Source organism: Thermoanaerobacterium aotearoense (genome assembly GCF_009905255.1).
Lineage (GTDB): Bacteria > Bacillota > Thermoanaerobacteria > Thermoanaerobacterales > Thermoanaerobacteraceae > Thermoanaerobacterium > Thermoanaerobacterium aotearoense.
This window is the reverse complement of record NZ_CP047602.1, coordinates 1,083,263-1,109,877: the sequence shown is the minus strand read 5'-3', so window position 1 is coordinate 1,109,877 and position 26,615 is coordinate 1,083,263. Positions and strand designations below refer to the sequence as shown.

At 35.3% G+C, this 26,615-nt stretch carries 25 protein-coding genes; 2 read left to right on the top strand and 23 right to left on the bottom strand.

Annotated elements, in window-relative coordinates; genetic code table 11:
- Positions 1 to 35: 35 nt before the first annotated feature.
- The 19 genes from mce to GSH73_RS05355 all read right to left on the bottom strand — a co-directional run bounded on the left by mce (position 36) and on the right by GSH73_RS05355 (position 20,590).
- Positions 36 to 434 (bottom strand): methylmalonyl-CoA epimerase, encoded by a 399-nt coding sequence (mce, locus tag GSH73_RS05445; protein WP_014759009.1) that lies wholly within the window; start codon positions 432 to 434, stop codon positions 36 to 38.
- Positions 428 to 1,381 carry a methylmalonyl Co-A mutase-associated GTPase MeaB gene (meaB, locus tag GSH73_RS05440; protein WP_014759010.1) on the bottom strand — a complete coding sequence of 318 codons (954 nt, stop codon included), beginning with the start codon at positions 1,379 to 1,381 and terminating at the stop codon, positions 428 to 430. The genes mce and meaB overlap by 7 nt, the downstream gene beginning before the upstream one ends.
- A gap of 28 nt (positions 1,382 to 1,409) precedes the next feature.
- A complete protein-coding gene (gene icmB, locus GSH73_RS05435; protein ID WP_014759011.1) occupies positions 1,410 to 1,808 on the bottom strand; it encodes a coenzyme B12-dependent isobutyryl CoA mutase small subunit in 399 nt (132 codons plus the stop codon).
- Between the two features lie 12 nt (positions 1,809 to 1,820).
- Entirely contained in the window at positions 1,821 to 3,500 is a 1,680-nt protein-coding gene (locus GSH73_RS05430) for an acyl-CoA mutase large subunit family protein (protein ID WP_014759012.1), read from the bottom strand.
- A 16-nt stretch (positions 3,501 to 3,516) separates the two neighbouring features.
- Positions 3,517 to 5,055 carry a phosphoenolpyruvate carboxykinase (ATP) gene (gene pckA, locus GSH73_RS05425; RefSeq protein WP_038069477.1) on the bottom strand — a complete coding sequence of 513 codons (1,539 nt, stop codon included), beginning with the start codon at positions 5,053 to 5,055 and terminating at the stop codon, positions 3,517 to 3,519.
- Between the two features lie 49 nt (positions 5,056 to 5,104).
- On the bottom strand, positions 5,105 to 6,097 hold the full coding sequence (locus GSH73_RS05420) for an asparaginase (protein WP_084214952.1): 993 nt from the start codon (positions 6,095 to 6,097) through the stop codon (positions 5,105 to 5,107).
- A gap of 19 nt (positions 6,098 to 6,116) precedes the next feature.
- Positions 6,117 to 7,367, bottom strand: a complete 1,251-nt coding sequence (locus GSH73_RS05415; protein ID WP_014759015.1) for a Glu/Leu/Phe/Val family dehydrogenase — start codon at positions 7,365 to 7,367, stop codon at positions 6,117 to 6,119.
- Between the two features lie 113 nt (positions 7,368 to 7,480).
- A complete protein-coding gene (locus tag GSH73_RS05410) occupies positions 7,481 to 8,545 on the bottom strand; it encodes a M24 family metallopeptidase (protein ID WP_014759016.1) in 1,065 nt (354 codons plus the stop codon).
- A gap of 174 nt (positions 8,546 to 8,719) precedes the next feature.
- Positions 8,720 to 10,240, bottom strand: coding sequence for a glutamate/gamma-aminobutyrate family transporter YjeM (gene yjeM, locus GSH73_RS05405; RefSeq protein ID WP_014759017.1), 1,521 nt, complete (start codon positions 10,238 to 10,240; stop codon positions 8,720 to 8,722).
- Between the two features lie 421 nt (positions 10,241 to 10,661).
- Positions 10,662 to 11,783: an alanine dehydrogenase gene (gene ald / locus GSH73_RS05400; RefSeq protein WP_014759018.1), complete on the bottom strand. Its 1,122-nt coding sequence runs from the start codon at positions 11,781 to 11,783 to the stop codon at positions 10,662 to 10,664.
- Between the two features lie 94 nt (positions 11,784 to 11,877).
- A complete protein-coding gene (locus tag GSH73_RS05395) occupies positions 11,878 to 13,827 on the bottom strand; it encodes an OPT family oligopeptide transporter (RefSeq protein WP_014759019.1) in 1,950 nt (649 codons plus the stop codon).
- 266 nt (positions 13,828 to 14,093) lie between these two features.
- The gene (locus tag GSH73_RS05390) at positions 14,094 to 14,645 is read right to left on the bottom strand and encodes a 2-oxoacid:ferredoxin oxidoreductase subunit gamma family protein (protein ID WP_014759020.1); all 552 of its coding nucleotides are present in this window, start codon (positions 14,643 to 14,645) and stop codon (positions 14,094 to 14,096) included.
- Between the two features lies 1 nt (position 14,646).
- Complete coding sequence (locus GSH73_RS05385; protein WP_014759021.1) at positions 14,647 to 15,396, bottom strand: thiamine pyrophosphate-dependent enzyme; 750 nt, start codon at positions 15,394 to 15,396, stop codon at positions 14,647 to 14,649.
- On the bottom strand, positions 15,396 to 16,460 hold the full coding sequence (locus GSH73_RS05380) for a 3-methyl-2-oxobutanoate dehydrogenase subunit VorB (protein WP_014759022.1): 1,065 nt from the start codon (positions 16,458 to 16,460) through the stop codon (positions 15,396 to 15,398). Before GSH73_RS05380 ends, GSH73_RS05385 begins: the two co-directional genes overlap by 1 nt.
- Positions 16,461 to 16,473: 13 nt before the next feature.
- A complete protein-coding gene (locus tag GSH73_RS05375; protein ID WP_038069505.1) occupies positions 16,474 to 16,686 on the bottom strand; it encodes a 4Fe-4S binding protein in 213 nt (70 codons plus the stop codon).
- A 29-nt stretch (positions 16,687 to 16,715) separates the two neighbouring features.
- Positions 16,716 to 17,783 carry a butyrate kinase gene (gene buk / locus GSH73_RS05370; protein WP_014759024.1) on the bottom strand — a complete coding sequence of 356 codons (1,068 nt, stop codon included), beginning with the start codon at positions 17,781 to 17,783 and terminating at the stop codon, positions 16,716 to 16,718.
- 19 nt (positions 17,784 to 17,802) lie between these two features.
- Positions 17,803 to 18,873, bottom strand: a complete 1,071-nt coding sequence (locus tag GSH73_RS05365) for a Glu/Leu/Phe/Val family dehydrogenase (RefSeq protein WP_014759025.1) — start codon at positions 18,871 to 18,873, stop codon at positions 17,803 to 17,805.
- 34 nt (positions 18,874 to 18,907) lie between these two features.
- A complete protein-coding gene (gene ptb / locus GSH73_RS05360; protein ID WP_014759026.1) occupies positions 18,908 to 19,813 on the bottom strand; it encodes a phosphate butyryltransferase in 906 nt (301 codons plus the stop codon).
- Positions 19,814 to 20,005: 192 nt separating this feature from the next.
- On the bottom strand, positions 20,006 to 20,590 hold the full coding sequence (locus tag GSH73_RS05355) for a hypothetical protein (RefSeq protein WP_014759027.1): 585 nt from the start codon (positions 20,588 to 20,590) through the stop codon (positions 20,006 to 20,008).
- A 126-nt stretch (positions 20,591 to 20,716) separates the two neighbouring features.
- On the opposite strand from GSH73_RS05355, the gene GSH73_RS05350 reads away from it, so the two are divergent.
- Positions 20,717 to 22,087, top strand: a complete 1,371-nt coding sequence (locus tag GSH73_RS05350; RefSeq protein ID WP_160175243.1) for a coiled-coil domain-containing protein — start codon at positions 20,717 to 20,719, stop codon at positions 22,085 to 22,087.
- Here GSH73_RS05350 and GSH73_RS05345 read toward each other — a convergent pair.
- Positions 22,071 to 22,328, bottom strand: a complete 258-nt coding sequence (locus GSH73_RS05345) for a putative Se/S carrier protein (protein WP_014759029.1) — start codon at positions 22,326 to 22,328, stop codon at positions 22,071 to 22,073. The two genes, GSH73_RS05350 and GSH73_RS05345, sit on opposite strands and share 17 nt — an antisense overlap.
- Positions 22,329 to 22,455: 127 nt before the next feature.
- Here GSH73_RS05345 and GSH73_RS05340 point away from each other — a divergent pair, with 127 nt between their 5' ends.
- Positions 22,456 to 23,238, top strand: coding sequence for a CAP domain-containing protein (locus tag GSH73_RS05340; protein WP_014759030.1), 783 nt, complete (start codon positions 22,456 to 22,458; stop codon positions 23,236 to 23,238).
- A 40-nt stretch (positions 23,239 to 23,278) separates the two neighbouring features.
- On the opposite strand, the gene GSH73_RS05335 is transcribed toward GSH73_RS05340, so the two are convergent.
- From GSH73_RS05335 to GSH73_RS05325, 3 genes are all read right to left on the bottom strand, one after another.
- Positions 23,279 to 24,682, bottom strand: coding sequence for an aminopeptidase (locus GSH73_RS05335; RefSeq protein WP_014759031.1), 1,404 nt, complete (start codon positions 24,680 to 24,682; stop codon positions 23,279 to 23,281).
- Between the two features lie 68 nt (positions 24,683 to 24,750).
- Positions 24,751 to 25,383: a response regulator gene (locus tag GSH73_RS05330; protein WP_014759032.1), complete on the bottom strand. Its 633-nt coding sequence runs from the start codon at positions 25,381 to 25,383 to the stop codon at positions 24,751 to 24,753.
- On the bottom strand, positions 25,376 to 26,524 hold the full coding sequence (locus GSH73_RS05325) for a sensor histidine kinase (protein WP_014759033.1): 1,149 nt from the start codon (positions 26,522 to 26,524) through the stop codon (positions 25,376 to 25,378). Before GSH73_RS05325 ends, GSH73_RS05330 begins: the two co-directional genes overlap by 8 nt.
- Positions 26,525 to 26,615 lie beyond the last annotated feature (91 nt).

The following is a 26,615-nucleotide window of genomic DNA, read 5'->3' as shown; positions in this document are numbered from 1 at the left end:
TAACTATCCCCCTTAGCTTACAAATTTAAGTCATGTCATTTCTGACATAGCTCTAATAGCACCCCGTTAGTGCTTTTGGGATGTGCGAATGCTATCTTTGAGCCTTCCGCACCAAGCTTAGGTATTTCATCGATTAGTCTGATTCCTTTAGATTTTAATTTTTCTAATGATGCTTCAATATCATCGACTTTAAATGCTATGTGATGGATTCCTTCTCCTTTTTTCTCAATAAATTTTGCTACAGGACTATCAGGTGATGTAGCCTCTAATAGTTCTATCTCAACATCTCCAATCTTGACAAAAGCTGTTTTTAGATTTTCAGAACTTAAGGTTTCAATTCCAGCAACTTTTTGTCCTAAAACGTCCTCATAAAACTTAGACGCCTCTTCTATGCTTTTTACTGCTATACCTATATGATCAATTTTTTTTACCATTTGAAGTCCTCCTTGAGATTTTTATATATATCTTCCGCAATCATATATGGATTTGCCAATCCAGCATATTCTGCATTAATCAATTCTGTGATGTTTTCCTGACTTATTTTCTCGTTTAAAACTTTCATAAAATTGTCGATTACTATCTCTAAAATTTCCCATCTTAAATTTTTAAGCCGCCTTTCTTTAAGACCACCTGTTTTTTCAAGATAATATCGATGCTCTTTTATTTTAGAAAGAAGCGTACTACAGCCTTTGCCATACAATGCAGAAACCTCTAATACCGGCGGTCTCCAATCTGATTTATCATTTAAATCAAGCATAAAATTAATTTCTGCCGCCGTTTTATCAGCTCCTTCTCTATCTGATTTATTGACTACAAATATATCACCAATCTCCATTATCCCAGATTTAATAGCTTGTATATCATCACCCATACCTGGAGATAAAACCATCACATTTGTATCAGAAGCCTTCACAATGTCAATTTCCGATTGACCCACTCCTGATGTCTCCACAATGATATAGTCCATACCGACAATATCCAATATGTGAATTGCTGCTCTTGTTGTTTTCGCCAATCCACCAAGCTTGCCTCTTGTTCCCATGCTTCTCATATATACATTTTTATTAAGCGCTATATCGCTCATTCTAACCCTATCCCCAAGTATAGCTCCACCAGAGAAAAAGCTGGTAGGATCTACTGCAAGAATTCCAACTGAATAATTATCTTTTAGAAGAAATTTTGCTATTTCATTTGTAAGAGTGCTTTTCCCTACACCTGGAGGTCCGGTTATACCGATTACATACGCTTTTCCGGCCTTGTTGTATAGATTTTTGATTATCTCATAAACTTTTTCATCACCATTTTCTGCCATAGTTATAGCTTTAGCTATGGCTTTTTTGTCTTTCTTTAATAGCAAGTTTTCTAAATCTATATCTCTCATTTTTAAGCCTCTTTTCATCAAGCTTAAATTATTGGACTTTTACATTTCCCATAATATATTCTACAGCCTTTGATGTAGGCGTACCTGGTGTAAATATTTCTTTTATACCTACAGATTTTAGAAATGGTATATCCTCATCAGGAATTATGCCGCCAGCAATTACCATTATATCTTCTGCTTCCATGTCGTGTAAAAGATTCATTATTCTGGGAAACAATGTGTTGTGAGCGCCTGATAAGATGCTTAACGCGATTACATCAACGTCTTCTTGAATTGCTGCTTCTACAATCTGTTCGGGTGTCTGCCTCAATCCTGTATATATGACTTCCATGCCAGCATCTTTAAATGCCCTTGCAATCACTTTTGCACCTCTGTCATGTCCATCAAGACCTGGCTTAGCCACAAGAACTCTAATTGGCCTTTTCATTTTCTCCACCTCTTAAAAGATTATGTTCTCCTTGTATTCTCCAAAAGTAGACCGTAAAACATCGCATATCTCGCCAAGTGTTGCATACGCTCTAACTGCATCTATTATTTGTGGCATAATGTTTTCTTTACTGCAAGCCGCCTCTTTAAGCTCTGATAATCTTCTGTTTACTTTTTCATTATCTCTTTCGGATTTAAGTTTTTTTAGTTTTTCCCTTTGCATCTTTTCAACTTTATGATCTACTTTAAGCAAGTTACCGTGATATTTTTCTTCAGTTTTAAACTTGTTCAAGCCTACTATGATTCTCTCACCTTTTTCAATCTCTTTTTGATATCTATACGCGCTATCCTGTATTTCCTTTTGAATAAATCCGCTCTTTATTGCACAGGCAGCGCCACCAAGTTCATCAATTTTTTTTATGTATTGTAATGCTTTCTCCTCTATTTGATTTGTTAAATACTCTACGTAGTAGCTTCCTGCCAGGGGGTCAGGTGTATCACACACGCCGCTTTCATATGCTATTATCTGCTGAGTCCTTAATGCAATCTTCACCGAATCTTCTGACGGCAATGCCAATGCCTCATCACGGCTGTTTGTATGAAGTGATTGAGTTCCTCCTAACACTGCGGCTAATGCCTGCAATGCAACTCTTATAATATTATTGTCAGGTTGCTGAGCAGTTAGCGTAGAACCACCAGTCTGTGTATGGAACCTAAGCATCATCGATTTAGGATCTTTAGCATTGAATCTTTCTTTCATTATCCTAGCCCACATCCTTCTCGCAGCTCTGAATTTAGCTACCTCTTCTAATAAATCATTGTGAGCGCTAAAGAAAAATGAAAGCCTCGGTGCGAAGTCGTCAATATTAAGTCCCGCTTTTAATGCAGCATTTACGTATTCTATCCCATTTGCCAATGTAAAAGCTACCTCTTGCACCGCCGTGGCTCCGGCTTCCCTTATGTGATAACCACTTATGCTTATCGTGTTCCATTTTGGAATGTATTTGGAACAATATTCAAATATGTCTGTTGTAATCCGTAATGAAGGTTCAATAGGAAAAATGTATGTTCCGCGAGCAATGTATTCTTTCAATATGTCGTTTTGGATGGTTCCTTCCAATTTATCTAAAGAAATCCCCTGTCTTTCCGCCAAGACAATGTACATGGCTAAAAGAACTGCCGCAGGAGCATTTATCGTCATGGAAGTGCTGACTTTATCAAGCGGTATTCCATCAAACAAAACCTCCATATCTAAAAGGGAATCTACAGCAACTCCAACTTTTCCTATTTCACCTTCAGCCATCGGATGATCTGAATCATATCCTATCTGTGTTGGCAAATCGAATGCAACGCTTAATCCTGTCTGTCCTTGTGAAAGTAGGTATTTATACCTTGCATTTGATTCTTCTGCAGTGCCAAATCCAGCATACTGCCTCATGGTCCAGAACCTTCCTCTGTACATGGTTGGCTGTACGCCCCTTGTAAATGGATATTGTCCTGGAAAACCAATATCGTTTAAATAGTCCAAGTCAGCTATATTGTCAGGGGTATATATGTTTTTTATTTCTACACCTGATGAAGTCATAAATTTTTCTTTTCGTTCTGGATATTTTTCTTTAACTTTGTCCAAACAATCTTTCATCCATTTTTGTTTATTATGTTTTATATTGTTTATACTTTCATTTTGATTCATTGTAATCCCCTCTAAATTATTGATGAATCCCATTTTTTATATAATCTAATCTCGCTTTAAATGCAGATAATAAATTATTAGCAGTTTGGAAGTAATCATTTTTGTCTTCCCATGTTTTTATAGGATCTAATAATTCATCTGGAATGTTATTGCACTTTTCTGGTATCATCAAATCAAATACTGTATCTTTTTTAAATTTTGCTTTTTCCAATTCACCATTTAAAACATTTTTTATGATTTCTCTTGTGTATTTTAAATCTATCCTTTTGCCAATTCCATAATGTCCACCTATCCATCCAGTATTTATTAAATAAACAACTGAATCATTTTCTGCGATTTTTTTCTTTAACAATTCAGCATACCTCATTGGATATGATGGCAAAAATGGTGCTCCAAAACATGATGAAAACGTTGCTTGTGGTTCGCAAATTCCCTTTTCTGTTCCTGGTATTTTGCTCGTATATCCTAATAAGAAATAGTCAACAGCCTGTTCATTTGTCAGCTTAGAAATTGGAGGCAATACTCCAAAAGCATCGGCTGCCAAGAAAAATATAATTTTAGGATTACCGCCAATGCCATTTGACGCTTTCCTAGGGATGTACTCAAGTGGATATGAAGCTCTTGTATTTTCAGTTATTTTACTACTTGTATAGACTGGCATATTATTTACATCATAAATAACATTTTCTAAAATTGTTCCAAATCTAATTGCATTCCATATTTCAGGTTCATTATATGGGGATAAATTTATACACTTTGCATAGCATCCACCCTCAAAATTAAAAATTCCATGTGAAGACCATCCATGTTCATCGTCGCCAATTAAAAATCTTTCTGGATCCGTTGATAAAGTTGTCTTGCCGGTTCCCGACAACCCAAAAAAAAGCGCTGTATCATTATTGGAACCTATATTAGCTGCACAATGCATAGGCAGTACATTCCTTTTTAACATCAAATAATTCATCATTGTGAAGACAGATTTTTTTATTTCTCCTGAATATCTTGTTCCACCAATTAAAATTAATTTTTCTTCAAAACTTATAATAATAAATGCCTCAGAATTAGTTCCATCATAAATTGGATCAGCTAAAAAATTCGGCACACAAATAACTGTAAAATCGGATTCCTTTTTAAGTTCTTCTTCATTTTTAGGATTAATAAATAATTGATGTACAAAAGCGTTTTGATAGGCATATTCATTAATAACGGTTACTTGATATCTATATCGCGGGTCTGCGCCAACAAAACCTTTAAAAACATACAATTTTCTGCTCTTTTTTAAATAATCAATTACTCTGTTTAAAACTCTAATAAAATTTTCTTTTTCCATTGAATTATTATTTTCCCACCAAATATCATTATGAATAGATTCTTCATTTACAATGTATTTATCTTTTGGTATTCTTCCCGTATATTTACCTGTAAAAACATCTAATGCACCATTTTCTAACAATTTCCCTTCATTATTTCTTATGGCTTCCTCTATCAAATCTGAAACAGGTAAATTGTAAAGAATACTGCCAGAATTTTTAAATACATCATCTAAATCTATCATAAACAATTCTCCTCTCGAACTTCCAAAAGTATTCAAGGTTTCTTTGTCGTCAATATTCAGATTGAAACATTTCTTTGATTTTTTCATAATCATTTGTATAGCCTAAGCAAGCCATTAATTTTATTCTCGCTTTTGGACCAGTAAGATTTTCTCCAAAAATTACTCCTATAGATGCTAATTCTTTGCCTCCACCTTTATACCCATAAATATCAAGCACACGACCAGACATACAACGAGAGACAATAACGATAATAACGTTATTAGCAAGTGCATATTTGATACCGTCAACCATCTTTGGTGTTACATTGCCTCTTCCTGTACCTTCAATTATAATCCCCTTATCTCCAGAGTCAACGCAAAACTTTATTAACTTATCATCCATTCCAATTACAGTTTTTAAAAGACTTACTTTTTCTTCCATTGCATCAGTTAAAATTTTCTTTTGTTCTATTGTATTTCTGTAAAATATGACTTTATCAGTATCAACGATTCCAACTGGGCCCAGCATTGGACTGCAAAAAGCATCTAAACTGCTGGTACTGATTTTGACGACTTCACTGGCAGCAAATATCTTATTATTAAATACAACCAAAACACCTTTATTGATAGATTTTTCGTCTATAGCAACTTTAATTGATGCTTTCACATTGTTTATACCATCATACCCATCTTCAGAAGCATTTCTAATGGCTCCCGTTAAAATAACTGGCTTAGAAGAATCTATTGTCAAATCTAAGAAATAGGCTGATTCTTCTAAAGTATCTGTGCCATGTGTTATTACAACTCCACATATATCATTACTACTCAACAGATTCAGAATAACATTCCTTAATTTTTTTAATAAATCAATCGTAAGGTGAGGACTTGGATAATTTCCAAACTCAACTATTTCTATTTCTACGCCTTCAAAATTGGCATTAAATAATCCCATAATCTCATGGCCTGTCAATGTCGGTACAACAGATTTTGTATCTTTATTCATTGCCATAGCAATTGTTCCGCCAGTATATATAATTGCAACTTTCTTGCTCAAGACTTCCACCTTGCTTTTTTTAAATTTATCATACCCATCCGCGCATTTTCATGGCTTCATAAATTCTTTTTAACGATGTAATATATGCTGCTGTCCGCATATCAACTTTAAAATCTCTTGATGTTTCATAAACTTTTTCAAAAGCTTTTATCATTATTTGCTTTTGCCTTTTTTCTACTTCTTCTAAAGCCCAATAATAATTGTCCAGATTCTGAACCCATTCAAAATATGAAACTGTTACACCTCCTGCATTAGCCAATATATCTGGAACCACAAACACTTTCCTTTCGTACAAAATTTTATCTGCCTCCGGTGTTGTCGGTCCATTTGCTCCTTCGCATATTATTTTTGTCTTTATTGATCTTGCAACATCTGAAGTAATCTGATTTTCTAAAGCTGCTGGCACAAATATGTCTGTCTCAAGTTCAAATAATTTATCGTTAGCTATCTGTTCCGCACCATCAAATCCTGCTACGCTTCCATTTTCCTTTACATATTCAATTAATTTGTTGATATCTATTCCTTCTTTATTGTATATGCCACCTTTTACATCACTTATAGCTATAATCTTAGCCCCAAGTCTCTGCAAATTTAATGCAGAATATTTACCTACATTGCCGAAACCTTGAATGCATACCGTACAATTTTTTATATCTAAATTTAAATACTTTGTAGCTTCATGAGCCATCAAGGCCACACCATAACCTGTTGCCTCTGTTCTTCCAAGAGATCCACAAGATATTATTGGTTTTCCTGTTATAATTGCTGGACTATTTTTCCCTGTTAATTTACTGTATTCATCCATCATCCATGCCATAATTTGCTCATTTGTATTTACATCAGGTGCTGGTATATCTTTGTCAGGTCCAATAATGCTGAAAATCTCTCTAATATAACCTCTACTCAATCTTTCTAATTCACTTTTTGACAGTGTATCAGGATCTACAATTACACCACCCTTAGCTCCTCCAAATGGCACACCCACTACACTGCATTTAAAACTCATCCAAATTGAAAGTGCCTTTACTTCATCAATATTTACATTTGGGTGAAATCTTATTCCACCTTTTGTTGGACCTACTGCATCATTGTGCTGTGCTCTATAACCTTTAAATATCACTATTGATCCGTTATCCATCCTCACAGGTATGGACACTTCTAAAAATCTTATTGGTTCTTTTAATATTTGATAAACCGAATCACTTACTTTTAATAACTTACATGCATTTTTTATTTCCTGTTGTGCATTTGTTAATGGGTTTAAACATTCATTGTTCACGATTTATCTCCTCTCAAATCAAATATTTTCTACTTTTTGTAGTATAACTTGCATACTATTATAAATTGTTGAAATTTTTGCATCATATTGATGTATAAAATATTTTATCAATATCAAATTTCAATTAACTCTTTGGGTGAATCTGTAAGGTTTATAACACCATTTTCCTCTATTACCACCATATCTTCAATTCTAACACCACCAAAATTTGGAATATATATTCCCGGTTCAACAGTTACCACCATGTTGATTTTTAAAGTGCCGTTTTTATTTTTAGCCATATATGGTGATTCATGTATTTCTAACCCAACACCATGACCTAATGAATGTCCAAAATATTCACCATAGCCCTCATTTTCTATGACGCTTCGTGCTAAATTGTCTCCTTCGTATTCTTTAATGTTTGCTTTTAAATTTTCTAACGCATGTTTTTGTGCATTTAAAACAATATTATATATCTTTTTTTGTTCTTCTGTTGCTTTACCTACCACTATTGTTCTGGTCATATCAGAACAATAGCCATTATATTTACATCCATAATCAAATACAACAAACTCTCCATTTTTTATAGTTTTTTCTGATGCTTTGCCATGCGGTAGTGCAGATCTAAATCCTGATGCAACGATGGTATCAAATGATGTACCTTCAGCACCTTCTTTTCTCATATAATATTCCATTTCAGCAGCAATATCTTTTTCTTTCATTCCTACTTTTATAATACCTAAGATATGTTCAAATGCTTTTTCTGCTATCTTCTGAGCATGCTTAATATTTTCAATTTCCCTTTCATCTTTTATAGAGCGCAGTGGCTCTATTATGTTATTTAACGGTTCCAGATGAATTCTGTAAGTTTCTTTTAGTATTGCATAGGTTTCGTATGTCATATATCCGCCTTCAAAACCCAATTTCTTTATTCCTGATAAATTTACACATTCGCTTACCGCTTTAAGCATATCGCGATTATTGTCTATTATAAGAAAACCATCTGTCTCAATTTTTGCCTGTTCAATATATCTTGAATCGGTAATGAAAAAAGCTTTATCTCTTGTAACAATTGCAACACTTTCATCTCCTGTAAAACCAGTTATGTAAGTTACATTTGCTGGCTTTGATATATAATATCCATCAAAATCATTTTGAGATAATAAGTCTTGCAATTTCATCAAACGCCTATTCATACTAAAATCTCCTTTACAATTTTATAATGAATAAATATATTGTGAACTTTAAAGGGATAGGAATTTTCTACCCCTTTAAAGTTGTTTACTAATGGTAATAATGCAACCTTTTACAAATTCTTATATCGCATTCTCCATTATGTCTAATACTTCTCATTTAAGCCAATTTTAAAATTAATTCTCTAACTTCTCTTTTGTTTCAACTCCATAATTTCTTTTTTCATATCTTCTGAACATTAGCAGAGCTACAACAGTAAAGAACAACGGACCAGCAATCATCCACAACGTAGATGCTATATCTTTTGAAAATGCCGGTTCAATTATAGTAAAAATATTTGCAAATCCTACTGTAACAGATGTTAATACAGTGGCAATTATCACAGATGTTTTACTTTTAAAAATTTCAAACGGTTTATTAATCTTCTTATTATTTTTAAATGCTGGATAGACTAAGCATAAAAACACATATGGCAATGTCATCGCAACATTAGTCATGAGCACAATACGAGCAAAGAAAACTTTGGCAATATCTCCTCCGAATGATATAAGAAACAGCATAACTGCAACTAACAAGCATTGTATCCACATAGCATACTTAGGCACACCTTTTTCGTCAATTTCCGCAGTTTTTCCAGGCCATAACTCAGCAGGTGTACCTTCTATCAATTGCCTTAATGGCGCATAACTTAGCGTGAAGAAAGCACCCATCAGTGATAAAAATACTGATAATGCCACTATCCTGGCTGTCCAATTGCCTATGATTATTGCCGTGCTTTTGCTTGCACCTAAGCTCAATCCGATTTGATATCCAAAATTATTCATGATCACATATTGGGCATTTGCCATATTGACATTATTAGATGCTAAAACACTATTCCATTTTGTAAAAATCCCAACCAAGAATATTCCCAAAGAATATCCGATTGCAATTATGATAGCTGAAAACAATACTCCTTTAGGAAATGTCTTCTCTGCATTTTCCGTTTGGTCTACAACGCCACCAACTACCTCTGTTCCCCCATAGGCAAATATAGCAAATACGATAAATGATAAAACAGCAATCGGAGACAAGTATGATGGATTAGGCGAAACCATAAAAGATTTTAAAGATGTAATTGGTTCGGCTAATTTCCCTCCATTGGCTATCAATACAACAATAGAGCCAAGTAAAAATACAACGTTTATCGTCAGCACAGATGTACCACCGATTGAAGCAATTTTCGAAACCCAATTTAAACCTTTACTTGCCACGTAAGTAATCAATATGATAAGCAATATTCCTAATAATCCAATAACTTGAGTCGAATTTAGTCCAAAAAATTTAAGAGAAGAAGTTCTATCAGTGCCAAAAATTATATTTGAAATATTGATAAAAATTGTGGAGCAAATGCTAACCATCCATACCACGTATGACGCATACCACATGAAAGTACCGACAAAAGCGTATTTAGGTCCTGCCGATTTTTCCATCCATGTGTATATTCCACCACTTTCTTCTTTAAACGCCGCTCCAAATTCCGCCATCATAAACGCGTAAGGCAAGAAAAATGTTATACCCGATAAAATGTACCATGGTATTGCACTGTAGCCCATAAGGTAAAAAGCTCTCGGCATATTATTGAAGCCAAAAACAGAAGTGAAGATCATCAAGATCAAAGGCACTAACGTCAATTTTTTCTTTGAATTATCATTCATATCGCTACTCCTCCTCGTTATTTAAACTTTTACTTTATATATTAAAATTTTTTAATCTATATAAATTATAATATAACTATATCAAAATTTCAATATAATTCGTAATTGAATTATTAATTTTAATTTATGCAATTTTCTGTACATATCGTTTAACCTTAATGGAAATTTTGTGATATGAAAAATATCTTATTTTATTGCTTGAATAAGTTACAATGGAAAGTTTCAATTAATACGATTTCTAAATTTATCGATGTTTTAGCACAGCGTCTTTCTTGTAGCTAATTTTGATTGATAAAAAAGATAATCACAATAATATCAATTTAAGCTTTAATGCAACTGTTTGGAAAGGATATATGATCTTCGGCATATATCCTTTCCATTTGTAACTTCATCTTTTCTGTTGCATTATATAAGATGACTTTTATTCTGACAAAACTTCTATTGGATCTACATATTCAAATCCATGAGCTTCTGCTACCGCTTTGTAAGTGACATGGCCATTTATGACGTTAAGTCCTCTCATAAGCGATTTATTCTCTAATAAGGCTTTCTTATAGCCTTTATCTGCAATTTGCAGTGCATATGGCAAAGTAACATTTGTCAATGCAAATGTAGATGTCCTCGGAACTACACCTGGTATATTGGGAACTGAATAATGCACCACATCGTATTTTATAAAGTAAGGATTGTCATGAGATGTTATTCTGTCCATCGTTTCAACAGATCCACCTTGGTCTATAGCTACATCGACGATTACAGATCCTTTCCTCATGTTCTTTACCATTTCCTCTGTTATTATTTTTGGTGTCTTTGCCCCAGGTATAAGCACTGCTCCTATTACCAAATCTGCATCTTCTGTGCATTTAGCTATATTATAACTGTTTGACATAAGAGTCGTTACTTTTCCTCCAAAAATGTCATCTAAGTATTCAAGCCTTGAAGCATTTACATCAAGTATTGTAACATTGGCTCCCATTCCAACTGCAATCTTTGCAGCATTTAGCCCTACAGTTCCGCCGCCAACTATGACAACATTTGCCTTTTCAACGCCTGGAACACCGCTTAGTAGAACTCCCCTGCCGTTATTTTTGCTAAGCAGTAAATAAGCACCTATAGTCACTGATAATCTTCCTGCAACTTCACTCATGGGGCTTAATAATGGCAACATGCCATCATCTGTCTGAACTGTTTCATAAGCAATACCTACTACTTTTTTCTTTAAAAGTGCTTCTGTTTGTTGTCTATCTGGAGCTAAATGCAAATAGGTAAACAAAATCTGTCCTTCTTTAAAATAGTCGTATTCGGAAGGCTGTGGTTCTTTGACCTTCAATATCATGTCGGATTCATTAAAAACGTCTTCAGCCGCATTAAGGATTTCAGCTCCGGCCTTTTTATACTCTTCATTAGTTATTCCACTGATTAAACCGGCATTATTTTCAATCAATACCCTATGCCCTTTACTGCAAAACGCATGAACACCAGCAGGTGTAATAGCAACTCTTCCTTCTTCTTCTTTTATTTCTTTTGGTACTCCGATTATCATTGTGATCGCTCCTTTGTAATATAATTTATTAAAATCATTCTAATCCGACAGTTTTTAAACCATCGGATTAGAAATATTTTTTATCCATTTACAGCTAATTTGTCTTTTTGCTATCTCTAACTGTGTATCCATATAGGTAAATTCCTAACAACACAAACATCAAAAGTGAAACCCATGAAGCAAATGCTCCGCTGTTTGTAAACCAATTTGCTCCAAAACCTATATTTATCTTAAGGCCGGCAAATATAGCTATTACCAATCCCATCAACGCATCACCAGCAACTAATCCTGAAGATATCAATATACCTTTTTCAGTCTTTTCTTTATACATTTTTTCATCGTTCTTGTACTTCCTGTCAATTATCCATCTGATGATTCCTCCAACCATAACAGCCGCACTTAACTCAAATGGCAAATAAAGTCCAAGAGCAAACGGCAATACAGGAATGTGCATCATCTCTATCATTATTCCCATAAAGACACCAGCTATGATTAATATCCATGGAAGGTGTCCCGTCATTATTCCTTTTACGACCATTGACATTATAGTTGCTTGTGGTGCAGCAACATATTTTGAACCGATTCCGTAAGAATTATTGAGCATGATAAGCACTAACCCTGCAAAAATTGATGATGCAACTATTCCAGTGTACAGGTATGACTCTACCTTTTTAGGCGAGCCACCTATAATGTAGCACGTCTTTAGAGATTGTGCATTGCATCCTGCTGTTGCTGCTGCAATACAAACTATGCCTCCAATCGTAATTGCCAATATCATGCCACTGTCTCCAACAATACCTGTAAGCTTTAAAATAGACGTAACAACAAGCAATGTAGCTATTGTCATACCTGACACCGGGTTATTGGATTCACCAACAATTCCTGTCATTCTTGCTGAGACAACAGCGAAGAAGAAAGAAAATAATATCGTCAAAAGACTTCCTATAAATGTCATCTTAAACATAGGCAAAAGCCACGTTAAGAGGAATAGAAAAATTGATCCGACAATCACTATATTTATTGATATATCGCTGTCAGTTCTCTTCTGTCCTTTGGCACTTGTTCCAAACCCAGATAATGAATCTTTAAATGCCTTTATAAGTGTAGGGAATGTCTTGAATAAAGTAATAAATCCTCCTGCCAGCACTCCGCCAGCACCTATATACCTTATATAGCTGCCCCATATTTGAGAAGCTGACATATCTTTTATAAGCGTTGTAGCTGGATATATTGGACTTGTAAGACCATCTCCAAAAAATTTTATCAATGGTATAAGACCAAGCCATGCCAATATACCACCAGCCAGCATATATGAAGAAATCTCTATTCCAACTATGAAGCCAACTCCCAATAACGATGCTAACACGTTTATTCCAACTTGAGTCCCTTTAAACCAATTTAGATTCCATGCAGGCTCTTCCGACCATATAGAAAAACCGCCTGATAAAAGTTTGTATATGCCGCCTGTAAGCATACCAGACAATACTGTCATAAATCCCGAACCGCCTTGATTGCTTGTTACAAGGACTTCAGAAGCCGCCATTCCTTCTGGATACAGAAGTTTCCCGTGTTCTTCAACCGTCAAATACCTTCTTAGAGGTACAACAAACAATACGCCAAATAATCCACCGATTAATACCGCAAATATTATTCTTTCGAGAGTAAATTCATTTTTAAAACCCCAAATAGCTATAGCTGGAAAAGAAAACAAAAGTCCAGCAGCAACACTCTCACCTGTTGCGGCTATTGCTGTAGCCATATTAGCTTCTAATATGCTATTTCTTCTAAAAATCGTCTTTAATATACCGGTAGACAAAACAGCAGCAGGAATAGCTGCACTTATAGTCATTCCAGTTTTAAGACCTAAATAAGTATTAGCTGCCGCAAAAACAATTGCAAATATCACGCCTATAACTAAACTCAAAAATGTAGATTCTGGAAGAACCTCTTCCGCCGGAACAAATGGCACATACTTGTCGCCACTTATACCGCCATAAGCGCCATCTGATAGCTTTCTTCCATGTTCAACTTTTCCACTGGCCATATCTTTTCTCCTTTCGTGTTATAGTTTAAATAAATTATTTAAGCTTTTTATTACCGTAACCACCTCCTTTCAATATTTTAACTTATATTAAAATATTTTAATAGTGTAAAGTAATAAAATGGTTACATGGTTTTTTAACCTTTTACAAAACCATATATCGTTTTCCACTTTTATTATATTCGACGGACATTTCAAAAATCCTTCAAAAAATGCAAAATATGCTTCATGAATATTTTCATTGCATTTCTTTCATTCATGATGTAATTTTATCTGTTGCTTAAAATCTCTATAAGCTCTGCTCCTTTTTCTAAAGCTTTTTCATTTATTGGCACAAGATGCTCTTTACTTGGTCCTAAAACTTCTACAAGTGCCTTTAATGCAGATTCAATTTTTGTAATATTCGTTGCTTTTATTAAACCTCCTAAAATCACCATATTAGCAATTTTTAAATTCCCTATTTCATTTGCAATGTCATTTGCCGCGATTTCATAAATTTCTATATCACTTCTTTTCGCTTTCTCTTTAATCAGCGATGTATTTATAAAAAGTTTTCCACCAGGCACAACATATTTTTCATACTTTTCTAAAGAAGGCCTGTTCATCGCAACAACTACTGTCGCCTCATTTATTATGGGCGAGCCTACTGGTTCGTCAGATATGGTAACATGGCAGTTGGCTGTGCCTCCTCTCATCTCTGGTCCATACGACGGCAGCCATGATACGTTTTTCCCATCCATCATTCCTGCGTATGACATTATAAGCCCCATCGACATGATGCCCTGTCCGCCAAATCCTGCAAATATGATCCGCTCTTCCATGTTATTTTTCCTCCTCTAAGGTGTTTTTGTATACACCTAATGGATAGTATTGCTCCATCTTGTCTTTTGTCCATTTTAGTGCTTCATTTGGTGACATGCCCCAGTTTGTTGGACAGCTTGACAGGACTTCTATCATTGAAAAGCCTTTTTTGTTTATTTGGGCTTTGAATGCATTTTTGATCGCTTTTTTGGCGTTTAATACGTGTTTTACGTCGTACACTGATACTCTTTCGATGTACGCTGCTCCTTCTAATGTTGACAGCATTTCACACATTTTTATTGGGTATCCGTTTGTTTCTGGCTTTCTTCCATACGGGGTAGTGAGGGTTTCTTGCCCTATCAGTGATGTTGGTGCCATTTGTCCTCCTGTCATGCCGTATATGGCGTTGTTTATGAATATTACTGTTATGTTTTCTCCTCTTGCTGCTGCGTGTACTGTTTCTGCTGTTCCTATTGCTGCTAAGTCTCCATCTCCTTGGTATGTGAATACTATTTTGTCGGGGTGTACTCTTTTTATGCCTGTGGCTACTGCTGGTGCTCTTCCATGGGCTGCTTCTTGCATGTCGCAGTTGAAGTATTCGTAGGCGAATACGGCGCATCCTACTGGTGCAACGCCTATTGCTTTGTCTAATACTCCTAATTCTTCCATTGTTTCTGCTACAAGTCTATGGACTATGCCGTGTGTGCAGCCTGGACAGTAGTGAAATGGTGTGTCTGTTAGTCCTTTTGTTTTTTGAAATACTACTGCCATCATTTTTTCCCCCTTATTTTCTTGATTTCTTCTAATATGGCCATGGGTTCTGGTACCATTCCTCCTACTCTCCCGTAAAAGTGGACTTCTTTTTGTCCGTTGACTGCTAGTTTTACGTCTTCTACCATCTGCCCCATGCTCATTTCTATGGTTAGGTAGGCTTTTACGTGGTCTTTCGTTTTTTTGAATGGTTCTTCTGGAAATGGCCATAGTGATATGGGCCTTATTAAGCCTACTTTTATGTTTTCTCTTTTTGCTATTTCGATTACGTTTTTGGCGACTCTTGCTATTGTGCCGTATGCTACTAGTATTATTTCTGCTTCTTCGCAGTTTGTCATTTCGTATCGTACTTCTTCTCTTGCTGCTTTTTGGTATTTTTTGAATATTTCTATGTTGTGCTTTTCTAATATTTGCGGGTCTAATTCTAATGAGTTTATGATGTTTCTTTTGTTTCTTGTTCCCATGCCTGTTGTGGCCCATGGTTTTTCTTCTATTTTGTTTTCTTCTTTTTTTAGGATGTCAAAGTCTACTGGTTCCATCATTTGGCCTAACATGCCGTCTCCTAATATCATTACAGGGTTTCTGTATTTGTCAGCTATGTGGAATGCTTGTTGTACTAGTTCTGCCATTTCTTGTATTGTTGATGGTGCCAAGACTATCAGCTTGTAGTCTCCATGGCCTCCGCCTTTTGTGGCTTGAAAGTAGTCTGATTGGGATGGCTGTATTCCTCCTAAGCCTGGTCCTCCTCTCATTATGTTGGCTATTACGCATGGTACTTCTGCTCCTGCTATATATGATATTCCTTCTTGCATCAGGCTTATCCCTGGGCTTGATGATGTGATAAGGACTCTTGCTCCTGCTCCTCCTGCTCCGTATACCATGTTTATTGCTGATACTTCGCTTTCTGCTTGTAAGAATACTCCTCCTACTTCTGGCATTCTTTTTGCCATGTACGCTGTTACTTCGTTTTGTGGTGTTATTGGATATCCGAAATAATGCCTGCAACCGGCTTGTATTGCAGCTTCAGCCAGCGCTTCATTTCCTTTCATGAGTACTTTTGCCATCTATATCCCCCTCTTATTTTATAACTGTTATGACTGTGTCTGGGCACATTATTGCGCAGAATCCGCAGCTTATGCATTTTTCCATGTTTTCTTCTTTTATCATGGCTGGATGGTATCCTTTTGCGTTTAATTTGTCTTTGTCCATTTCTATTATGTGTTTTGGACATGCTTCAACGCATAGTTCACAGCTTTTGCACAAGTTTTCGTTAAATATGACTTGCTTCAATTTCATCATCTCCATCATATTTTATTACCTCATTCATAAACTTTTGCTTCTTCTTCGCCGCTTAAGACGCGGTATGCTCCTTCAGCAAGTGCTTGCATTTCATCTTCTCCTGGATACACGTACACAGGAGCGATAAATTCGACTCTAATTGAAATGCGCTTTACAAAATTTTCATTGTATGCTATGCCACCTGTTATACCTATAGCATCCACTTCGCCATTTAAAGCTACAGCCATCGCTCCAATCTCTTTTGCTGTCTTATACGCCATTGCATCAAGTATTAATTCAGCATTCTCATCACCATTTTCTATCATTCTGTATACTTCTTTTACGTCATTTGTATTAAGATGTGCTACTAAACCACCGCCACCCAATATCTTCTTTTTCATCTCTTCAAAGGTATATTTGCCACTGTAGCACAATCTCGCAAGTTCTAATGATGGAAGTCCTCCTGCTCTCTCAGGTGAAAATGGCCCTTCTCCATTTAAAGCATCATTTACATCTATTACATAACCATGTCTATGAGCTCCAATCGAAATCCCTCCGCCTAAATGTGCAATTATAAGGTTGGCATCCTCGTATTTCTTCTTTAAATCAGAAGCTAAGCGCCTTCCAATAGCTTTTTGATTTAATGCGTGAAATATGCTGGATTTTTGGATTTCAGGCATTCCCGTAATTCTGGCGACATCGTCTAACTCATCTACAACAACTGGATCAACTATAAATGCAGGTATACTATGATTTTTAGCTAATTCGTATGCAATAATGCCTCCAAGATTTGATGCATGTTCACCTCTTTTGGCCTCTTTTAAGTCTAATACCATCCTTTCATTTACAATGTAAGTGCCACTTTTTATCGGTTTTAACAAGCCACCTCTTCCTACAATCGCATTCAATTTTTCCATCGAAAAATTCTTTCTATGGAGCATCTCTAAAATGGCGGTTTTCCTAAATTCCAACTGTTCAAACACAGTTTTATATTGGCTAAGCTCAGAAACGCTATGTCGCAATATTTCTGTAAACAAAACTTTTTTATCTTCAAAAACTGAAATCTTTGTTGATGTAGAACCAGGATTTATTGCAAGGATTAGAAACAAAAGAATTCCCTCCATGAACTTAAACTTTTTTTATGAAATTATCTCTTACTCCCGCTATAGTTTTAATTCTATCTTCAGCTACCATATCAGCAGCAATACAAGTTGGAATATTTTCTTCCTTTGATTTCTGTAAAACTTTCTTTACATTGTCATATACCATAGAAACCTTTCTCATTGCCCGTTCTTTATTATAACCAGATGGATGTAATTCTTCAGCTACATTTATGACACCACCTGCGTTGATAATAAAGTCAGGTACATAGAGTATTCCTTTTTCTTGTAGGATTTCTCCATGTCTTTCTTCCTTCAATTGGTTATTTGAAGACCCTGCGACAATTTTACATTTTAGGTGCGGTATTGTCTCATCATTTATTACAGCGCCAAGTGCACACGGAGCAAATATATCACAATCAACACCGTATATATCATCAGGTTTTACATACTCAGCATTAAATTCACTGACGGCTCTTTTTACATTGTCTTCAAAAATATCTGTGATTATTAATCTTGCTCCTGCTTCATGTAAATATTTTGCTAAATTGTATCCAACATTTCCAACACCTTGAATAGCAACTGTTTTACCTTTTAATTCAGTTGTCCCAAATACTTCTTCACAAGCCGCTTGAATGCCTCTAAATACCCCGTATGCTGTAAAAGGAGATGGATCACCACTTTTCTCAGCAAGTCCCGCAACATAATTTGTTTCCATACTTATATAATCCATATCTTTCATATTTGTCCCAACATCTTCAGCGGTTATATACCTTCCATTAAGCCCTTCTATAAATCTCCCTAAACTTCTAAATAATGCTTCACTTTTATCCTTTCTTGGATTTCCAATTACGACAGTTTTGGCACCACCAAGATTTAGGCCAGCGGCCGCATTCTTGTAGGTCATGCCTCTTGCAAGCCTTAGGGCATCATTTATCGCGTCTTCTTCTGTGTCATACGTCCACATCCTGCATCCACCTAATGCAGGACCCAGTGTTGTATCATGTATTGCTATCACAGCTTTTAAACCAGATGTCTTATCATGACACAATATAACGTTTTCATAATCAAACTCTTCCAATGTTTTAAATAATTCCATGTAAATCACTCCTCTTAATTGATATTTTAAGCAATTATATGTTTTTATCTGATGCCACAATTGAAGCAAGCAATATTGAATTAAATTTAGACTCTTTAGAGTCAGACCTTGATGTTAAAATAACCGGCTTTTTTGCTCCAACGATTATTCCAGCTATTTTTTTATCTGCAATAAATGTGATAGCCTTGTAAAGCATATTGCCAGCTTCTATATCAGGTGCAATGAGAATATCTGCATTACCTGCAACAGCGCTATTTATACCTTTGTGAGAAGCCGACTCAATAGAAAGTGCATTATCTAATGCCAGCGGACCATCTACTATCATGCCTTTAAACTGACCTCTATCGCTCATCTTTGCTAAAATTGCAGCATCAATTGTCGCCTGCATAGCTGGGTTTACCATCTCTACAGCAGCAAGTACAGCTACCTTTGGATCGCTTATACCTATCTTTTTCGCCACGTAAGCCGCATTGTATATTATATCAATCTTTGCTTTTAAATCAGGTGATATATTCATCGCTGCATCACTTAAAAGCATTAATCTATTAAATGGAGATTCAAAAACAGCTACATGACTTAGTAGCCTATCTGACCTTAAATCAAATTCCTTGTCTAAAACAGCTTTTAATATTACAGATGTTGGCACTAATCCCTTCATAATCATGTCTGCTTGCCTATCACTTACAAGTTTTACTGCCGTTCTACACGCTTTCTCATCATCTTTTACATCTATAATCTCATGATCCTTTAAAGGCATCGATATAGAAAGTGCAAGTCTCTCTATCTCTGACTTATCCCCTACCAATATAGATTTTATTATTCCTTTTTCGTAAGCATCTTTCACAGCTAAAAGCACATCAATATCAGCCGCCTGTGCAACAGCCACGATTTTAGGATTAAAATCTTTAACCAATTCATACATTTCTTTAAAACTTTTCACTGAAAGCACCTTCCATATTTTCTTATCTTATATTTTGAAATAGTGAGAAAAATTATTATTTTATAAATGTTTATTGCTTAAAATTTTTTAATGCTTACAATTTATATTTAATATATTCTCCACTTATTTTAAAATTCCTTCTTAGTTTTATAATTTTTTTTAACCTTTATAATGCAGAATTGGGACATAATCTCATGGTACGCACTCAGGCGGTACTGGGCAGAATCCATACGAAGGTACCAATAATTGCACATCCATAGCAGATTTTATTATAATCCATACACCTATGATTACCTCTAATGTTGTTGGTGTTCCAACATTGACTCTTCCAAACAAGCACTCTGCAACTGCCTCAAATTTCATGATGGCAATAGAAGGTTCTGGCACATACAATACTATATCCTTATTAAATGTGGTCGTTAGTCCTGTCAATGTTTGAATATCGCCAGATGTATTTGTAATCACCACATCATATGTTACTTGGAACGTAGCCTGCACTCTTGCAAATCCTGGTCTCTCTGGAATAGGTGTCAGTGTAAAACCTGGAGGTGATACAAGCGTTACAGTTACATTCTCACAGCGTCCAAATGTTGGGTTTGTAATAGTAGGCACAAATGGAACTGGTGGTATGCTGTCCAAGCACAATCTTTGTGAGCATGAATCGTATATCTTTGTAACTTCTATGCAAGTTATCTCTGTTGGTTCAGGAAGCTGGCCTGGCTCTACTGGACCTGGTCCTACTTCTTGCTCTCCAATCAGCTTTTTAGCAAATGCCATTTTATTTCCCCCTTACGATTAAATTTTGTTTAATTTGATTTTGCATATTTCTAGTTACAATATACGTAGCACCCATAATATTTGTTACAAATAAAGAATATAATTTTAAATGAAAGGAGGTATTTTATGGACAAGGTACTGTTAAATTTTAAAGGCAAGATGTACAAATTTTCATTAAATCAAAACTCCATCTTATTAAATATATCTGGTGAAAATTCAGATAAAATAGACCTTATAGATAATGTCATAAGCGATTTTGATGTTGGGCTAAGCTCAAATGAAATTTTAATAGCATATTTTAGCAGAGAGCAAAATATTGTTTTAGCACACTTAAAAGATGACAACAAAGTAATCAAAAAGATTTTGTACCATTATAATGACAAATCATTTTTTGCAGATAATTTTAGATTGATAGCATTTGGTGAAACATTACATCTGTTTTTCATACAACACGATCTTTTATCGCCAAAAAAATTAATCTTAAAGCATTTTGTCCTCAGCAATACTTTCAAAGCTAATGATGTGGCTATAATTTATAACAGTCAAGTTAAACCTTTCTACAGCGTAGTATCAGACAAATCCGGAGTTCTGCATTTAGTCTATGTAACAGCCGAAAACACTCAGAAGATTTTTTATACAACGTATTTAAGCGGTGCTTGGACTTTAAAGACCACAATTTCTGAAGCCATATCGCTTGAATATCCAAACATAGCCATTGATGACAAAAGAAACATTCACATATGCTGGGTAGAAGAAAACATAATTAAAGAACTAAAGTACAGAAAAAAAATCGACGGAGGATGGCCAAAAGGTTCGTGGGATAAAAAAATCACTTTGTCATTTTCGGACGCAATCTTATGGCCTTGTTTTAATATAGTAGAAAACGCTGTATGGTGCACATGGATTCAACAAGATACTTTTTACAGCGCTGTGTCATCAGATGGCGGCAACAGCTTCTGCAAGCCTTTTAAATTGGCTGAAAAACCTTCGTCGTATGAATTTGTAAAAAAAGTAGAAGAATCTACAGAGAAATTTACGTTTTTAAATGAAAGTGGATTGGATCTTCCATTTACATCGGTTAAAGATGGCGCATCTTACGATAAAGACAGCTATTTTACTTTTTACATAAAAGAAGTACAGGAATATTTAAGCGCGTTATCTAAAAAAAAAGAAAACCTCCAAAAAGAAAAAATACATTTAGAGAGAAACCTGAACCAAAAAAGCTATGAAATCGCACTTAAAAACAGAAATATTGAAGAACTTAAAGAAAACCTAAAAAAATATTATGAGGAAAAGACAAAATACACTTCAAGAATTGACAATCTTAACTCTGTCTACAACAATGTCCTTTTGGAAAATGAGAAATTAAAAAAGCAGATAAAAGATCTGCAAAATAAAATAATCATATTAAACTCAAAGCTTAACGAAAAAGTAGAAAATGGAACTATAGACAAGATAAAATCAATGATTTTCAGAAAACCTAACGAACACCTATGACAGTGTACCCATTATATGTTTTTTCTACCTCATATATCCCTTTATAAGGGATATTTATTCTTTGTACTGTTAATTTTACAATGTTGACGTACTCTAATGCAAATTTTAAAGAATGGCTGCAGCTATTCATTATAGAGCGTGGCGTCGGTATAAACTCTACAGGTATATTGTTCTGCCTCAATACTTTGTCGCACAATACTGCATGTTGATAAGAATAAAAGACTAATATCCCATATCTCATCTTTGCACCCCCTACTCACAGTATATTCAAAGATGTGACTATTGATAAGATTTCCTACGTGTCCATTAATTACTTAAAGGTTTTTTTCTTTTTTTGTCGAATAGTTTAATTAAGGAGTGTGATATTAGTGAAAAAAAATCTAAAGTATTATGCAACATTTGCAGTAATTTCATTGTCCATGATTAGCTCTTTTAGTATTGCAGAAGCTTCGTATTCCTTTGGAACATATACAAACAACAATGTTGTCTACAATGTGGCGACAACTTCAAAACCTACCATGCCAAATTACTCTGTATTTAATACAGCCACAGTAAAAATAAATTATTTGCAAACAAATAATACAAACGCTTGGTACAATAACAATTATTGGTGGACTACAATGAATAATAGCACTGCAAATGTAAATCAAACGACAATTAATGCAAAAAAAACTGTCGCATCTACGGCTGCATCAGCCAACAATTCATCTTCCAATGCCGCAGGAAGCGCTAAAAATAGCAGCACACAACAAGATTATCAAGGATTATCAGCACAAGAAAAACAGTTGGTGGATCTCATAAATAGTGAAAGAACATCAAGAGGTTTGAGTCCCCTTGCTATCGATGAAACCCTGTCAAAAGTAGCCAGAATTAAAGCTGAAGACATGAGGGACAACAACTATTTTTCTCATACGTCGCCTACTTATGGCTCGCCATTTGATATGATGAAAGAATTTGGCATAAGTTACAACGCCGCTGCGGAAAACATAGCACTAAACAGCGATGTCGTAAGTGCCCATTACGCATTGATGAATTCCAGCGGCCATAGAGAAAATATCTTAAACCCTTATTTCAATAAAGTCGGCGTCGGTGTTGTCTCAAACAGCACTGGAAACGGCGTAATTGTGGTAGAAATGTTTATAAATCAATAAAAAGGCAAACCACCCGTTTTACGGGTGGTTATAATGTCATTTACTTGCTTAAAAGGAATGATCTATACGCTTTATACCCCATGTACAGGTCAAGTTTTGATGACAATTCATAAGGTGAATGCATGCTTAAAAGTGCAATTCCACAGTCAATGACTTCCATGCCATAATTTGCCGCGTAAAGTGCGACAGTTCCTCCGCCTCCAATGTCTACTTTTCCAAGCTCTCCTGTCTGCCATACTACATTGTTTTCATTAAATACCTTCCTCACCTTTGCCACAAATTCAGCATTTGCGTCATTTGATCCACTTTTTCCCCTTGAACCTGTGTACTTCGTAAGGCACACGCCATGTCCTATATATGAGCTATTAAGCTTTTCGCTTACGTCAGGATATAACGGATCAAAACCAGCATTTACATCTGCAGATAACAATTCCGCATTCCTCATAGCTGCTCTAAGCTTTATATCAGTGCTGCCTTCCTGCTTTTCTAATATTTCCGCTATAGCATTTTCAAAAAATCTGGACTGCAATCCTGTATTTCCCATGCTTCCTATTTCTTCTTTGTCAGCAAATATAGCTACAGCAGTCTTTTCAGGATTGTCAACATCTAATATAGCCCTAAGCACATCATAAGCGCATATCCTATCGTCTTGCCCATAAGCTCCTATCAAGCTTCTGTCAAAGCCTATATCCCTTGGTTTATGCGCTGGCACCAATTCCAACTCAGCACTTATAAAATCTTCTTCCACTATCCCATACTTTTCGTTTAAAATCTTCAATAAATTTGGCTTTACAGAAACGTCTTCAGACAAAGGGATATTTCCTATGACTGGGTTCAATGCTTCTCCTGTGACTACGTCAGCAGCTTTTTTCTCCATCTGATCTTTTCCAAGATGCGGCAGTAAATCAGTTATGTACAGCACAGGATCTTTTTCATCTTCTCCGACTTTAAAAACTACTTTTTCGCCACTTTCTTTTATGACAACTCCGTGCAGTGCCAATGGTATCGTAACCCACTGGTACTTCTTAATCCCCCCGTAATAATGTGTCTTAAACAATGCAAGACCACTATCTTCGTATAGTGGATTTGGCTTCAAATCAATCCTTGGTGAATCTATATGAGCGGCTGCAGCTTTAAATCCATTGCGAACAGAATCTTTTCCGATAACAGCTAATATTACCGATTTGCCTTTATTGTTATAGTACACCTTTGTGCCTGGCTTTAAGTTTGTAGCTGTTTCTAAGTTTATAAAGCCATTTTCTTCAGCAACCTTTATTATTCTGTCTGCAACTTCTCTTTCCGTCTTACACTCTCCTATGAATGCTTTGTAATCTTCTGCGTACTCAAATATCTTTTCCTTTTCTTCATCGCTTACTTTAAGCCATCCATTTTTGCTTTTGTATCCAAATCTTTTTTCGATGTCTTTTAATTCGCCACTCTCCATTTAATACGCCTCCTAAACATTTTGGATTACATATTAACTATAAAATATTTTTGGATTAAAAGCAAATTTTATGTATGTATATTGTACATGCTATTGTTTTTTAATAGATATATGGCAGCTTGAGTCCTATCTTTTACATCTAATTTTCTAAATATATTGTACACATGATTTTTTACTGTCTTCTCACTTAAGAAAAGTTTATCTGCTATCTCCTTGTTGCTGTACCCTTCTGCGATTAAATTCAATATTTCAAATTCCCTGTCAGTAAGATCTTTTTTGCATTCATTTTTCTCTAAATTTTCAATTTCTCTTATAAGTGATGGGTGTATGTAAACGCCTCCATTTGATATGATTCTTATAGCTTTTATAAGTTCATCTGAATCAGCATCTTTTAATATGTAACCTTCTACACCAATCTTCAATGCCTCCATAAGGTATTCTTTGTCATTGTAGATAGTCAAAAACATTATTTTATTTTTAGGATTATCGTTCTTTATCATCTTTGCTGCTTTAATGCCATTTACATTTGGCATGTTTATATCCATCAAAATTACATCTGGAGAATTATTTTTAGCCAAATTATAGGCTTCTTCTCCATCTGACGCTTGGTAAGACACTTTCATGTCTTCTTCCAATTCAATTATCTGTTTTAGACCTTGACGCAAAAGCACATGGTCATCAGCTATCATAATGTTAATCATTGCACTTATCACCACCTAGCGGAATAGAAATGTAAATTTGAGTCCCCTCATTAGGTGAACTGTTTATCTCAAATTTCCCGTTTAATATCTGAACTCTCTCCCGCATCCCCAATAACCCAAATTTATTATCTTTAAATGTTTTTTCAAATCCTATGCCGTCGTCTTTTATAATTATGCTTATAAAGCGATCGCCAAACTCTAAGCGTATCACAGCATTCTTCGCCTTCGAATGCTTCCGAATGTTTGTCAAGGCTTCCTGAATGACTCTAAAACAGGTTATCTCTATTTCAGGCTTTAATCTTTTATGTTCTGATAAAGTGACAAAATCGACATTTATTCCAGTATCATTTTTAAATTCGTTTATGTACTTTGATACAGCAGGTATTAAGCCTAAATCATCGAGAACAGACGGCCTTAAATCGTAAATAATCTTTCTCACTTCTTTTAGAGATAAGTGTGCTATGTCTTTAAGGTTTTTAAGCTCATCTTTCGCTTTTTCTGTATCTTTGCTTATTAACTTCTCGCACAGCTCCGCTTTTAATATTACATTTGCCATAGACTGCGCAGGACCATCGTGGATCTCCCTGGCGATCCTTTTCCTCTCATCTTCTTGAGCTTCTATTATGCGTATGTTGAGAAGTTGCCTGTCTTTTAGCTCTTCATACTGATTGTGAAGTTTTGTCAAATCGCCTGTCAAGTAATCAAGTGCAACGCCTATCTGTGTGGAAAGTTTTTCTGCTTTTTCTACAATCGCTCTGTACTCAACAAGCTTTCTTTCCAGCTCATTTCTTCTTGCTATAAGGTCTTTTTCTTCCTGCCTTTTTAAGATAAGCGCCACCTGAATCTCCTTAGCTTCTTCATAAGCTTCTCTTATTGCGTCTTCGCTAATGTTGCCAAATCGCTGGCTTACATAAGCCAGTTTTAGCTTGGAGCTTTTCTCTTTTCTTTCAAGTTGTTCTACCTCTTTTATAACCGATCTGACCTTGACTTTTAGCTCGTTTATCTGCTCTTCTAAGAGATGGTACTCATTTCTTGTCCTCTCCAATATTTCCGAAATCTGCTCTTTGCTGCTGCCTATAACTTCTATCGTCTTTTCAACTATGTTGTCAAGCTTTTTATCATATTCAAACTTGGAAGCCATTTTTACACCTCAAAGACAAATTTTATTTATCTAATTCGACAAAAATTTGCTAATTCCTCTATTTTTTTTAAATTTAGACATAAAAAAAAGA

What these genes read in the sequence shown, in the direction of transcription:
- mce (WP_014759009.1), bottom strand. Translation starts at nt 434, where the DNA reads ATGGTAAAAAAAATTGATCATATAGGTATAGCAGTAAAAAGCATAGAA.
- meaB (WP_014759010.1), bottom strand. Translation starts at nt 1,381, where the DNA reads ATGAGAGATATAGATTTAGAAAACTTGCTATTAAAGAAAGACAAAAAA.
- icmB (WP_014759011.1), bottom strand. Translation starts at nt 1,808, where the DNA reads ATGAAAAGGCCAATTAGAGTTCTTGTGGCTAAGCCAGGTCTTGATGGA.
- GSH73_RS05430 (WP_014759012.1), bottom strand. Translation starts at nt 3,500, where the DNA reads ATGAATCAAAATGAAAGTATAAACAATATAAAACATAATAAACAAAAA.
- pckA (WP_038069477.1), bottom strand. Translation starts at nt 5,055, where the DNA reads ATGATAGATTTAGATGATGTATTTAAAAATTCTGGCAGTATTCTTTAC.
- GSH73_RS05410 (WP_014759016.1), bottom strand. Translation starts at nt 8,545, where the DNA reads ATGAATAGGCGTTTGATGAAATTGCAAGACTTATTATCTCAAAATGAT.
- yjeM (WP_014759017.1), bottom strand. Translation starts at nt 10,240, where the DNA reads ATGAATGATAATTCAAAGAAAAAATTGACGTTAGTGCCTTTGATCTTG.
- ald (WP_014759018.1), bottom strand. Translation starts at nt 11,783, where the DNA reads ATGATAATCGGAGTACCAAAAGAAATAAAAGAAGAAGAAGGAAGAGTT.
- GSH73_RS05395 (WP_014759019.1), bottom strand. Translation starts at nt 13,827, where the DNA reads ATGGCCAGTGGAAAAGTTGAACATGGAAGAAAGCTATCAGATGGCGCT.
- GSH73_RS05390 (WP_014759020.1), bottom strand. Translation starts at nt 14,645, where the DNA reads ATGGAAGAGCGGATCATATTTGCAGGATTTGGCGGACAGGGCATCATG.
- GSH73_RS05385 (WP_014759021.1), bottom strand. Translation starts at nt 15,396, where the DNA reads ATGGCAGTAGTATTTCAAAAAACAAAAGGACTAACAGACACACCATTT.
- GSH73_RS05380 (WP_014759022.1), bottom strand. Translation starts at nt 16,460, where the DNA reads ATGGCAAAAGTACTCATGAAAGGAAATGAAGCGCTGGCTGAAGCTGCA.
- GSH73_RS05365 (WP_014759025.1), bottom strand. Translation starts at nt 18,873, where the DNA reads ATGGAATTATTTAAAACATTGGAAGAGTTTGATTATGAAAACGTTATA.
- GSH73_RS05355 (WP_014759027.1), bottom strand. Translation starts at nt 20,590, where the DNA reads ATGGCATTTGCTAAAAAGCTGATTGGAGAGCAAGAAGTAGGACCAGGT.
- GSH73_RS05350 (WP_160175243.1), top strand. Translation starts at nt 20,717, where the DNA reads ATGGACAAGGTACTGTTAAATTTTAAAGGCAAGATGTACAAATTTTCA.
- GSH73_RS05345 (WP_014759029.1), bottom strand. Translation starts at nt 22,328, where the DNA reads ATGAGATATGGGATATTAGTCTTTTATTCTTATCAACATGCAGTATTG.
- GSH73_RS05335 (WP_014759031.1), bottom strand. Translation starts at nt 24,682, where the DNA reads ATGGAGAGTGGCGAATTAAAAGACATCGAAAAAAGATTTGGATACAAA.
- GSH73_RS05330 (WP_014759032.1), bottom strand. Translation starts at nt 25,383, where the DNA reads ATGATTAACATTATGATAGCTGATGACCATGTGCTTTTGCGTCAAGGT.
- GSH73_RS05325 (WP_014759033.1), bottom strand. Translation starts at nt 26,524, where the DNA reads ATGGCTTCCAAGTTTGAATATGATAAAAAGCTTGACAACATAGTTGAA.